This window comes from Rhodospirillum sp. A1_3_36 (assembly GCF_047263945.1).
GTDB lineage: Bacteria > Pseudomonadota > Alphaproteobacteria > Rhodospirillales > Rhodospirillaceae > Rhodospirillum.
The window spans coordinates 524,436-536,614 of the sequence record NZ_JBLAVB010000002.1 but is presented as its reverse complement, the minus strand read 5'-3'; the positions used below and the strand labels follow the sequence as shown (position 1 = coordinate 536,614).

Sequence of the window (12,179 nt, the reverse complement as noted above, 5' to 3'; positions counted from 1 at the left end):
TTCCCCCCTTATTTTCCAAGGACTCTCGCATGAGCGCCGATATTCTGTTCACGTCCCAGACGATGGGACCCCTGACCCTGTCCAACCGAATCGTCATGGCCCCCCTGACCCGCGCCCGCGCGGGTGCCGGAGACGTGCCCACGGACATGATGGCCACCTACTACGGCCAAAGGGCCTCCGCCGGGTTGATCATTTCCGAGGCCACGCCGATTTCCAATCAGGGCAAGGGCTACGCCTTCACCCCCGGCTGTTACAACGCGGCCCAGGCCGCAGGCTGGAAGAAAATCACCGACGCCGTCCACGCCAAGGGGGGAAAGATCTTCGCCCAGATTTGGCATGTGGGCCGGATCAGCCATCCCGACCTGCAGGAAAACGGCGCCCTGCCCGTGTCCGCCTCGGCCATCAAACCCGACGGTCAGGCCTTCACGGAGGAGGGGTTCAAGCCCTTCGTCACGCCCCGGGCCTTGGAAACCGATGAGCTTCCCGGGATCGTCGCGGACTACGTCCATGCCGCCCAGACCGCCATCGACGGTGGCTTCGACGGTGTGGAGATCCATGCGGCCAACGGCTATCTGCTCGACCAGTTCATGCGTGCGGAAACCAATCAGCGGACCGATGCCTATGGGGGCTCCCCGGAAAACCGCCTGCGCCTGACCCTTGAAGTGGCCGAGGCCGTGGTCGGCGCCCTGGGAGGGGACCGGGTGGGCATCCGGATTTCTCCCGTATCTCCGGCCAACGGCCCGATCTCCGATCCCGACCCCCAGGGCCTGTTCACCACCCTGGCGACGAAACTGAGCGCCCTTGGTCTTGTCTATCTGCATGTGGTGGAAGGGGCCACGGGTGGCGACCGGGACATCCAACCGTTCGACTACGCCGCTCTTAAGAGCGCCTTCAAAGGCCTCTATATGGCCAACAACGGCTATACGCGAGAGTCCGCCATCGATGCCCTGTCGGACAACAAAGCCGATCTGGTGGCCCTGGGTCGTCCCTTTATCGCCAACCCCGACCTCGTGGCCCGCTTCAGGACGGGTGCGCCGTTGAACGAGCTGGACCGCGACACCCTCTATGGCGGAGCGGAGAAGGGTTACATCGACTATCCGGCGCTCGAAACCGCGTAAACCTCACAGGGCGGCCTGACCCAGAGAGAGGAGGGCGATCAGCCCCCCCTCGATCAGGCAAGCGTCGCGGAAGAGAACCAGGGCGCGGCGGATATCCTTGATGGTCACCGCGTCCCGACCTTCACCAACCCAGGGTTCCTCCCGGGGGGGTTCCCCCCGATAGGCCCTGGGGCCGGACAGGCGAATCGCCAAAGCCCCTGCCATCGCCCCCTCCGGCCACCCGGCATTGGGGGAGCGATGCTTGCCCGCATCGCGCACCATGATTCGCAGCGCGGCCCCGGCCTTGGCCCATTTCGGCCGGAGGGCCGCGACCGCCAGCAGCAGACCGGACAGGCGCGCCGGAATCAGGTTCACCAAATCGTCCAGCCGCGCCGCCGCCCAGCCGAAGGCCCGGTATTGCTCGGTCTTATGGCCAATCATGCTGTCCAGCGTGTTGATCATCTTGTAGGCCAACAGGCCCGGCATGCCGAACAGCACGCACCAGAAGACCGGTGCGACCACAGCATCGGAAAAATTCTCCGCGAGGCTTTCGATGGCCGCCCGGCCCACTCCGGCGGAATCCAGCAAGGCGGGATCCCGTCCCACAATATGAGCAACCGCCGCCCGCCCGCCGATCACTCCGTCCCGCTCCAACCCCAGGGCCACAGCGGCCACATGGTCGTAGAGACTGCGTTGGGCAATCAAGGTGGCAGCCAGAAACAATTCGAACAGCCAGCCCAGGGGCAGGAAGACGGAGACCATCTGGATCGCCAAACCCAGAAGCACCGCACCCCCGACCAGGACCAGAACCGTAACGATCCCCCGGACTTTGCGCGCGCCCTGCCCCCGATCCGCTCGGTTCAGTCGCCGGTCCAAGGCCGAGACCGCCCGCCCCAGCAGAACCACCGGATGGGGAAGGAGACGGAACAGCAGCCCCATTTCCCCCAGGTACCCGTCAAGGACCAGGGCGAGGAGCAGAATGGTCAAGGGATCGGCCCCCAAATGAGCCGCTCCCACCATGGAAGAGGAGAACAGAGTGAACATGGCCGCGATCCTGACGGGCCACCGCGAATCGAGCAAGCGCCAAATCGGGCAAGAGAAAGAGCAGCTTGGGAGCGATGTTTGCGTCCGGCCCCCGCCTTCCCTATAGTCCGCCGTTCCTCCCCGGAGGAGAAGTCCGCCCGGAGGAAACATCAGGAGGACGGAGGCAGGGACCACCCTCCTTATTCCATAACCGCTCGAAGGCAAGGACCAAGCGACCCATGACCGATACACCCAATGACAGGACTTCCAGCGACAAAGGCCCCATCGGGGTCATGATCTGCGGCCACGGCAGCCGGGACGAAGGCGCCGTGCGGGAGTTCGGCCAATTGGCCGCCCACCTGACCGCCCGTTTCCCCCAATGGCCCGTGGAAAGCGGCTTCCTGGAGTTCGCCCGGCCCATCATCCGCGACAGTATGGAAAAACTGGTGGAACGGGGCGCCCGCCACATCCTCGCCGTCCCCTCCATGTTGTTCGCCGCAGGCCATGTGAAAAACGACCTGCCTTGGGAAATCAACACCTTCGCCAGTACTCACCCGGAATGTACCGTGGAATATGGGGCCGAATTGGGCCTCGACCCGAAGCTGTTGAAGGCCGCCCGCGCCCGCATCGAGGAAGCGGAGACCGCCCATCCCTCCGACATTCCCCGCTCGGAAACTCTGCTGATGGTCGTCGGTCGGGGCACCAATGATTCCGACGCCAATTCCAATGTGTCCAAGGTCGCCCGTATGCTCTGGGAGGGCATGGGCTTCGGCTGGGCCGAGGTCTGCTATTCCGGTGTCGCCTTCCCCCGCGTGGACCAGGGACTTGAACGCGCCAGCCGCCTGGGTTTCAAACGAATCATCGTCTTTCCCTGGTTCCTCTTCACCGGCATCCTGGTTCAACGCATTTATGACCAGACCGACGGCGTGGCCAGCGCCCACCCGGACATTGATTTCGTCAAGGCGTCCTATCTGAATGACCACCCCTTCGTCATCGACAGTTTCGTCGAGCGGGTGGAGGCCATCCTGGGCGGTGACACCTCCATGAACTGCCAGCTTTGCAAATACCGCGAGCAGGTGATTGGCTACGAGGACAGCGTCGGCGCCGCCCAAGCCGGGCACCATCACCATGTCAGCGGCATTGGAACCGACGGCGATCATCACCATCATCATGGGCCTCATCATGGACACGGGCACGGGCACGGGCACGGGCACGGGCACGGGCATGATCACGGCCATGGACATCACCATCACGATGACCATGGCCATTCCCACGCCAAGGAGGAAAGCAAGGGGTGAGCCGCGTTTTCGACGCCATTGTCATCGTGGACTGGAGCGCCGCAGCCGAACCGCGAACCGGCAAGGACAGCATCTGGATCCATGTCCTGGCCGATGGGGTGGAGCAGTTGACCGCCAATCCACCCACCCGGGCGGAAGCGTCGCGCATCCTGGTGGACCAGCTCTCCGACCTGATGGCGCGAAACCGGCGGGTTCTCCTGGGCATGGACTTCGCGCTCGGCTATCCCAAGGGATTGGCCGAGCTGTTGGCTCCCGGGGAAGCCAATTGGCGGGGCCTGTGGAAACGTCTCGCCGCCTCCATCGTCGATGGGCAGGGTAACGCCAATAACCGGTTCGAGGTCGCCGCAGAGTTTAACAAACAGCTCGGCGGCCGGGGGGCCTTCTGGGGACTACCCCGGGGGAAGGATATCGACGGTCTCACCCCGACCAAGCCCGTTCTCGCCTCGGACATCGATGGCGAGCCAAGCTTGGCCGAACTCCGCATGACCGAGGCCCATGCCACCGGCCCCCAACCGGTCTGGAAACTGACCTATGCCGGTGCCGTGGGCGGCCAGTCCCTGGTGGGCATCCCCGCCCTTTGGCGACTACGCACCCACCCCTGGGTCTCGGAGGGCATGCGGATCTGGCCCTTCGAAACCGGACTGACCCTGCCCGACCCGACCGACAGCCGGGTGGTGGTGGCCGAGGTGTACCCCTCGCTGGTCACCCGGACCGCTGCCCCCGGTCAAGTGCTGGATGAAACCCAGGTCCGCACCCTGGCCCAGCGCCTGTGGGACCTCGACGGCCTCGACCGCCTCGCCCCCCTGTTCGAAGGTCCCGCCGACCTGAGCCAAGCCGACCGCGACACCGTCACGCGGGAAGAAGGTTGGATCCTGGGCATCGAAACGGGCCTCTCCATGGCCGCCCGGGACCAATCCATGCCCCTGCTCGCTTCGGAAGACTATATCCGCGACCCCTCGGAGATCTACCGCCGCTCCTTCGCCACCATCGAGGCAGAGGCGGACCTGGACCGATTGCCCGCCCCCCTGCGCCCCGTGGCAATCCGCCTGATCCACGCCTGCGGCATGGTCGATCTGGTCGATGACCTGATCTTCGACGACCGCGTCGTGACCGCCGGGCGAGCCGCCCTCGGGACGGGAAAGCCCATTCTGGTCGATGCCGAAATGGTGTCCCGGGGAATCATTCCCGGTCTCATGCCCCAAAAAAACCGGGTCATCTGTATGCTCAATGACCCGAAAGTTCCCGATCTGGCCCGCGACATGGGCACCACCCGGTCCGCTGCGGCGGTGGAGCTTTGGCGGAATGTCCTGGACGGAGCCGTGGTGGCCATTGGCAACGCCCCCACGGCGCTCTTTCACTTGCTGGAGATCCTGGCCGAGCCGGGAGCCCCCATGCCCGCAGCCATCCTCGGCTTTCCCGTGGGCTTCGTCGGCGCCAGGGAATCCAAGGATCTGCTCGCCACCGAGGCCAAAGCACTGGGGCTACCCTTCCTGGCCGTCCGGGGGCGCCGGGGCGGCAGCGCCATGGCCGCCGCCGCCGTCAACGCCCTTGCCAAATTGGAAAAGGGCGACCTAGAGAGAGCTTCCGATTCAACTCGCATGCATCCCGCTCTAGGAGACGATCTCCCATGACCGAAACGATTCCCTGGCTGCATGTGGTCGGCATGGGCGACGAGGGCCCCGAGGGCCTTGCCCCCGCCGCCCGTGCCCTGATCGAAGGCGCCGACCTTCTAGCGGGAGGCGCCCGCCTTCTCGACCGCATCCCGATGCGGGAGGGCCAGAGCCGCCTTCCCTATACCGACCTTCAGGACTTTCTCGGGCGGCTGGACGCCCTGCGTGGCAAACCGGTCTGTCTGGTCGCCACGGGCGATCCCATGATGTGCGGGATCGGATCGGTCCTGGTGGGTCGTTACGGAATCGAAGAGCTAACCATTCTGCCCCATCCCGGGGCCTTTTCCCTCGCAGCGGCCCGGCTGGGCTGGGCCTTGCAGGACTGCGTCCTGGTCACCGTCCATGGGCGGCCCCTGGAGATGGCCCTAAGGGACCTCGCCCCAGGGGTTCGCATGCTCCTCCTCTCCCGCGATGGCCGCACCCCCATGGCCCTGGCCCGCACCCTGGCCCGGGCCGGATATGGGGACAGCCCCATGACGGTCCTGGAACACATGGGCGGCGCACAAGAAAACCGAATCCGAGCCCTGGCCGGGGATTGGCAAGAGGATCACGTGGCAGACCTCAACGTCATTGCCCTGGAGGCCGTTGCCGACCCCGGCACAGCGTTGCGCTCCCGGGTTCCGGGACTGCCCGATTCCACCTTCGACCACGATGGCATGATCACCAAGCGCGAGGTCCGGGCCACGACTCTGTCAGCCCTCCAGCCCTATCCCAGCGCCCTGCTGTGGGACGTGGGGGCGGGCTGCGGCACTATCGGCATCGAATGGATGCGCGCCGCAGACCGGGCCCTGGCCGTGGCCTTTGAACGGGACCGGGGTCGCTTTTCCCGCATCGCCCGCAATGCCGTAACCCTTGGGGTCCCCGGGTTGGATATCGTTCCGGGTCCAGCCGAGGAAACCATCCTGGAGCGAACCGACATCCCCGACGCCATTTTTCTGGGCGGCGGCGTCTCGGTACCGGGCCTTCTCGAGCTCTGTTGGGAGCGCTTGCGTCCCGGGGGGCGGCTGGTGATCAACGCCGTAACCCTCCAGGCCGAAGCCCGCGTGACCGAGTGGTGGACCCTCCACGGCGGAGAGATGAGCCGCCTCAACGTCAGCCGTCTGGAAACCATCGGCCCCGGCCTTCAAGCCTGGAAGGCCCTGGCCCCCGTCACCCAATACACTGGCATCAAACCATGAGCGGATCCCAGCCCGGGACAAGACCCGGAACCCTCACCGGCATCGGCGTCGGCCCAGGGGATCCGGAGTTGCTGACCCTGAAAGCCGTCCGCCTGTTGAACGCCGTGGACGTCCTGGCCTATCCCGCCAATCAGGACGGAGACAGCCTCGCCCGGGCCATCGCCGCGCCTCACCTCCTTGCGGGGCTTCCGGAAATCTCCCTGCCCATGGCCTTCAAGCCCGGCCAAAGCCCCGAGCACCCGGCCTACGACAAGGGCGCAAAGGCCATCGCCGAACACCTGGAAGCCGGACGGGACGTCGCCTTCCTCTGCGAGGGGGATCCCCTGTTCTACGGCTCCTTCATCTATGTGCTCGAACGCTTGGGCAACCGCTTCCCCATGCGGGTCGTTCCGGGCGTGGCTTCTCCCATGGCCTGCGCCGCCCTGGCCCAAAGACCCCTCGTGGCCGGAGACGAGCCCCTCGCCATCCTCCCGGCGACCGCCGATGACGCCACCCTCGACACCGCCCTGTCCGCCGTCCGGGCCGCCGTTGTCATGAAACTGGGCCGCCACCTGCCCCGGGTCGCGGCTGCCCTCAAACGGGCCGGATTGGCCGAGGGGGCAACCGTCGTCGTCCGGGGCGGGTTGGAGGGGGAGCGGATCCTGCCTCTGCCCCAAGCCCTGGTCGAGGGCGTGCCCTACTTCTCCCTGTTGCTGGCCCGAAAGGACCCCCTATGAGCGCCGCCCCCGTTTTCATCGCGCTGAACCCGCCGGGCCTCGCCCTGGCCCGGCGCCTCGCTCCCGGCCTGTCCGGAGCCGAGGTCCATGGCCTCGCCGGGCGGACCAAGGGTGCCGATCGGGAGTTCACCGAGACCCTGGCCCATCTGCGCTCCCTTTTCGCCCTGGGCCACCCCCTGATCGGCGTTTGTGCCTCGGGCATCCTGATCCGAGCCATTGCGCCTTTGCTCTCGGACAAGACCGGAGAACCACCGGTTCTGGCCCTCGCCGCAGACGGATCGGCGGTCGTCCCCCTGATCGGCGGCCACCGGGGCGGCAACCGCCTCGCCGCCATCCTGGGGGAGGCGCTCGCCATCCGCCCGGCCCTGACCACGGGAGGAGAGGTTGCCTTCGGCCTTGCGCTCGATGATCCGCCGCCCGGCTGGCGGGTGGCCAATCCCGCCGCCGCCAAAGGCCCCATGGCCGCCCTTCTGGCGGGCCTGCCCATCGCCGTGGACCGCCGATTGCCCGGCCTCGACTGGCCCGTTGGCCTCCCCGAAGACGATCAGGCCCAGGACCGAGTGATCCTCTCCGACGAACCCATCGACTCCCCGGATGGCCTGCTCATCCATCCGCCAGTTCTGACCCTGGGCGTGGGCTGTGACCGGAATTGTCCGCCGGAGGAGTTGGAGGCCCTGGTCCGGGACACCCTGGCGAAGGCCAATCTCTCCCCCGACGCCATCGCCTGTGTCACCTCCATCGACCTGAAATCCGACGAAACCGCCGTCCTCGCCCTGGCCGAGCGCCTGGCCGTCCCCGCCCGCTTCTTCTCCGCCCCCGTTCTGGAGACGGAACGGGAGCGACTGGCCAACCCGTCCGAGGTGGTCTTCCGGGAAGTGGGCTGCCATGGGGTCTCCGAAGGCGCCGCCCTCGCCGCTGTTGGACCCAAGGGAACCTTGGTGGTCCCCAAGGCCAAATCCGCCCGGGCCACCTGCGCCATTGCCCGGGCCGCCGCCCCCCTCGACCCCGAGACCATCGGGCGCCCTCGGGGACACCTGTTCATTGTCGGCATCGGCCCCGGCGAGGCCCGCTCGCGGACACCCGCCGCGACCCAAGCCATTGCCGCCTCAACGGATTTGGTCGGCTACGGCTTGTACCTGGACTTACTGGGCGATGCCACCTCGGGCAAGGTCCGCCATGAAACGGGCCTGGGTCACGAGACCGAACGGGCGCGCCGCGCCCTGGAGCTCGCCGCCGAGGGTCGGGCCGTGTCCCTGGTCTGCTCAGGCGATGCGGGGATTTATGCCCTCGCCACCCTGGTTTTCGAGCTTCTGGAGCTGGAAGGCCCCCAGAATCCCACTTGGAACCGGATCCAAATCACTGTAGAGCCCGGCGTTTCGGCCCTCCAGGTGGCTGCGGCCCGCTCGGGCGCACCCCTGAACCATGACTTCTGCGCCATCTCCCTTTCCGATCTGCTGACCCCCTGGCCGGACATCGAACGACGCCTGAAGGGAGCCGCCCTGGGAGATTTCGTCGTCGCCTTCTACAATCCGGTATCGAAACGGCGCCGGGACCAACTCCCCAAGGCCCGGGCCATCCTGCTTGAGCATCGCCCTGCCGAAACTCCCGTCGTCCTCGCCCGCAACCTGGGCCGCCCGGAAGAGACCGTCCGGGTCACCACCCTGGGCGCCTTGGATCCGGAGGAGGTGGACATGCTGACCGTTGTGCTGGTCGGCAGTTCCAACACCCGAACCGTTGGTCCCTGGGTCTACACCCCCCGCGGCTACGCCCGTAAAGACACCGGCCCCGGCGCGGACAAAAGCATTAAGGAAGTAAAATGACCGTCCATTTCATTGGAGCCGGCCCCGGCGCCCCCGATTTGATCACTCTGCGCGCCCTGAATCTAATCAAAGCCTGCCCCGTGGTACTCTATGCCGGAAGCCTCGTCCCCCGCGAGGTCATCGACCATGCCTCTGAGGGGGCCTTAGTGATCGACACCGCCCCCCTGAACCTGGACGAGATCATGACCCATATCGAGGCGGCCCAAGCGAACGGCCAAGACGTGGCCAGGGTGCATTCCGGTGATCCCAGCCTCTACGGGGCCATCGCCGAGCAGATCCGGCGCCTGAAAACCCTCGGGATTGCCTATGACATCTGCCCCGGCGTCCCCGCCTTCGCCGCCGCCGCCGCCATCCTGGGCACGGAGTTGACCCTGCCCGATGTCAGCCAGACCATCATCCTGACCCGCACCGCCGTCCGCGCCTCTGCCATGCCCGAAGGCGAAGACCTGGAGAGCCTGGGCAAGGGGAGCGCCACCCTGGCCATCCATCTCTCCGTGACCAATCTGGCCCATGTGGAGAAAGTGTTGACCCCCCTGCGCGGTGCCGATTGCCCCGTTGCCGTGATCTTCCGCGCCAGTTGGCCAGACGAAACGGTCATCCGAGGCACCCTGGCCGATATCCGCGCCAAGGTGAAGGCCGCCGGCTTGACCCGCACAGCCCTCATCCTGGTGGGGCGGGTCCTGGATGAGGAGACCGCCTTTACCGACAGCCGCCTCTATGCCAAGGACCATACCCATGTGCTGCGGCCCGCTAAGGCATAGGAGCTGCGCCCCTGTTTAAGTCTTGGGGAGGCAGGGCCTCCTCAAACCCCGCCTTTCCTAAAAAGAAGGGGGGCTTGGGGGCATCGCCCCCAACTGGGTGTGGGCGAGACCCCACACCGCCGCAGGCGGACAGCAGGTTCCCAACCATCCGCGCCCCCGCATCCCCGCCCGTGGTCATCAAGCTTTCCGGATGGAACTGAACGGCGGAGATTGGCAACCGCCGGTGACGAACGGCCATGATCACACCATCTTCGGTCTCAGCAAGAACGGCCAACTCCCGGGGCAAACGCGCCCGATCGGCATGGAGACTGTGGTAGCGCCCCACACGAACCCCCTCGCCGAGCCCCGAAAACAACCTGTCCCGAGGCACAACCAACCGCAGCGGGGACTCCACACCATGGGCTGGAGTGTCCAGACGACTCAATCCGCCTCCAAAATACTCGACGATCCCCTGGAGCCCCAGGCACACCCCGAAGAGGGGGCGGCTCTGCTCCAGGGCCAAGCCAATGGTTTCGCTCAGTCGGAAGCGCTCCGGCGTACCCGGCCCGGGGGAAAGGACCACCAGGTCCGGATTCAATTCCGCCATCAGAGGCCTGGGGAAATCCCAGCGGAGCACAGTGGTTTCCGCCCCCGCCGCCCGCAAATAGCTGGCCAGGGTATGGGTGAAACTGTCCTCGTGATCGACCAGCAGCACCCGGGGGCGGGGGAAGGGCATGCGTTTGGAGCGGGGCCGGGGCAGGGCGCCCTGCGGCTCAAGGGCCGGATCAAGCAAAGCAAGCAGGGCCGAGGCCTTGAGCACCGTTTCCGCTTCTTCTGCATATGGGTCGGAGGCATGGAGGACCGTGGCCCCCGCCCGCACCTCGGCGATCCCATTGCGCAGCCGGATTGTCCGCAGGGTCAACCCCGTGTCGAGGGACCCGTCCACACCCACCCGACCGATGGCACCGCCATACCAACCGCGCACCGTGGGTTCGATCCCCTCCACCCGCTCCATCGCCGCCCGCTTGGGGGCTCCGGTGACCGTCACCGCCCAGCAATGGGACAGGAAGGCGTCAAGCGCATCGCGGTCCGCGTTTAGGGTGCCCTCCACATGGTCCACGGTATGAATCAGGCGCGCGTACAGTTCGATCTGACGGCGCCCCAACAGGCGGATGGAGCCGGGTTCGCAGACCCGGGCCTTATCGTTCCGGTCCACGTCCGTGCACATGGTCAGCTCCGCCTCATCTTTCTCCGAATTGAGTAAGGCCTTGATGTTCGCCGCGTCCCCCAGGGCATCCCGGCCCCGAGCGATGGTGCCGGAGATGGGACAGGTCTCCACCCGCCGTGCGGTCACCCGCAGGAACATCTCCGGCGAAGCCCCCACCAGATGCTCGCCCCCGCCCAGGTTGGCGAGAAAAACGTAAGGCGCCGGATTATCGGCCCGCAAACGCTGATAGAGGCGGGACGGGGGCTCCGGGCACAGCCGCCGAAACAGACGCGATGGGACGGCCTCGAACAAATCTCCGGCGGCGAAATCCCCCTTCAGCTCCGCCACAATCCCCGCATAGGTGCCCCGGGCCATGTCATCTTCTGTCCCATTGGCCAGGGCCGAAGGCGGCGGTGTGTCCGGCGTGGCCTGGGGCAGGCCCTCCGTGGACGCCCCCTCCGCCGTTTCGAAATCGTATTCGATGAGTTCTCCCCCCTTGCCGACGGGATCGAAGCTCCAGATCCGGTCGGGCAGGGCCAAGACAAGGTCCCGATGGTCTGCGGGACGAGGTTTGGCCTGGGCAATGCGCTCGAAGGCCAAGCCCAGGTCGTGGCCAAAGGCACCATAAAGGCCGAAGGTCGCGTCATCCTCCATCCGCAAGGCCGCGATCAGGGCTCGGACCACGGAGAAGAGGGAGGGTTGGCGGGATCGGGCCTCCTCCGGGAACCAGGGGTCCATCGGGAGGAGGGTGATCCGGGCCCGGTCTCCGCTGTCTTCGACGGTTTCGATGCCGGGCGCACTTCGAAGACACCGGGCCAGGGTTGGCAAAATCACGCGCCCCCGGTCGTTCAAGGCCGTCAGGCTCGCCGTCCGGTCCCGGCCTTCCAGCACCAGGGGCGGATCGATGAAAGCGCTCATCCCCTCCCGGTACCGGCCCGGATAGGCATAGGTCGACGCCATGACCATCCCCCGGCGCCGATCAAGGGCCGGAATCAGGGCCTCGATGCCAGAGGGGTCGGTCAGGGGCATCCTTCGGCGGCGGACGCGCAGTCCGCAAGGGGTCGTCTGGGTGGTGATCTCTTCCATGGTCGCTGTCCGTTCGTTCTCATAGGGAAACGGCGCGGGCATGCGAAAGGCCAAAGGCACGGGCGTGCGGACGGGCAGGGAAAAGGGGCAGGGCCGGACACCGGGGTCTTCGCCTTCCGCGAAGCCCCCGCCGGGTGGGCCTGTTCGATACTGTCTTGTGACTAGAACAGGGCGCGCGCCGGGGCATCCGCGAAAGGCGGACGCCACCACCAAGCCCCGAAAGCGGCTCTATGCGCGACAAACTGTTCCATGAGGGCGATGCTGCCGGGAAAGGCTCGAGCCGTCAAGCGCCATCTATTCCTCCCGAAGCATCGCTGTGCTAGACAGACGCCCTCACCGTTGGT

General features: G+C 66.5%; 9 protein-coding genes. 7 read left to right on the top strand and 2 right to left on the bottom strand.

What is annotated here, in order from left to right:
* Positions 1-29 precede the first annotated feature (29 nt).
* A complete protein-coding gene (locus ACLIRY_RS06935) occupies positions 30-1,118 on the top strand; it encodes an alkene reductase (RefSeq protein WP_413204629.1) in 1,089 nt (362 codons plus the stop codon).
* A 3-nt stretch (positions 1,119-1,121) separates the two neighbouring features.
* On the opposite strand, the gene cbiB is transcribed toward ACLIRY_RS06935, so the two are convergent.
* Entirely contained in the window at positions 1,122-2,141 is a 1,020-nt protein-coding gene (gene cbiB, locus ACLIRY_RS06930; RefSeq protein WP_413204628.1) for an adenosylcobinamide-phosphate synthase CbiB, read from the bottom strand.
* 218 nt (positions 2,142-2,359) lie between these two features.
* Here cbiB and ACLIRY_RS06925 point away from each other — a divergent pair, with 218 nt between their 5' ends.
* From ACLIRY_RS06925 to cobM, 6 genes are all read left to right on the top strand, one after another.
* Positions 2,360-3,418: a sirohydrochlorin chelatase gene (locus ACLIRY_RS06925; protein WP_413204627.1), complete on the top strand. Its 1,059-nt coding sequence runs from the start codon at positions 2,360-2,362 to the stop codon at positions 3,416-3,418.
* Between the two features lie 917 nt (positions 3,419-4,335).
* Positions 4,336-5,049: a precorrin-8X methylmutase gene (locus tag ACLIRY_RS06920; RefSeq protein ID WP_413204785.1), complete on the top strand. Its 714-nt coding sequence runs from the start codon at positions 4,336-4,338 to the stop codon at positions 5,047-5,049.
* The gene (gene cbiE / locus ACLIRY_RS06915; protein ID WP_413204626.1) at positions 5,046-6,266 is read left to right on the top strand and encodes a precorrin-6y C5,15-methyltransferase (decarboxylating) subunit CbiE; all 1,221 of its coding nucleotides are present in this window, start codon (positions 5,046-5,048) and stop codon (positions 6,264-6,266) included. The genes ACLIRY_RS06920 and cbiE overlap by 4 nt, the downstream gene beginning before the upstream one ends.
* Positions 6,263-6,982, top strand: coding sequence for a precorrin-2 C(20)-methyltransferase (cobI, locus tag ACLIRY_RS06910; protein ID WP_413204625.1), 720 nt, complete (start codon positions 6,263-6,265; stop codon positions 6,980-6,982). The genes cbiE and cobI overlap by 4 nt, the downstream gene beginning before the upstream one ends.
* Entirely contained in the window at positions 6,979-8,802 is a 1,824-nt protein-coding gene (cobJ, locus tag ACLIRY_RS06905; RefSeq protein WP_413204624.1) for a precorrin-3B C(17)-methyltransferase, read from the top strand. Before cobI ends, cobJ begins: the two co-directional genes overlap by 4 nt.
* The gene (gene cobM, locus ACLIRY_RS06900; RefSeq protein WP_413204623.1) at positions 8,799-9,563 is read left to right on the top strand and encodes a precorrin-4 C(11)-methyltransferase; all 765 of its coding nucleotides are present in this window, start codon (positions 8,799-8,801) and stop codon (positions 9,561-9,563) included. Before cobJ ends, cobM begins: the two co-directional genes overlap by 4 nt.
* Here the strand turns inward: cobM and ACLIRY_RS06895 are convergent.
* A complete protein-coding gene (locus ACLIRY_RS06895; protein WP_413204622.1) occupies positions 9,553-11,877 on the bottom strand; it encodes an anthranilate synthase component I in 2,325 nt (774 codons plus the stop codon). The genes cobM and ACLIRY_RS06895 overlap by 11 nt on opposite strands.
* Between the last annotated feature and the right edge of the window lie 302 nt (positions 11,878-12,179).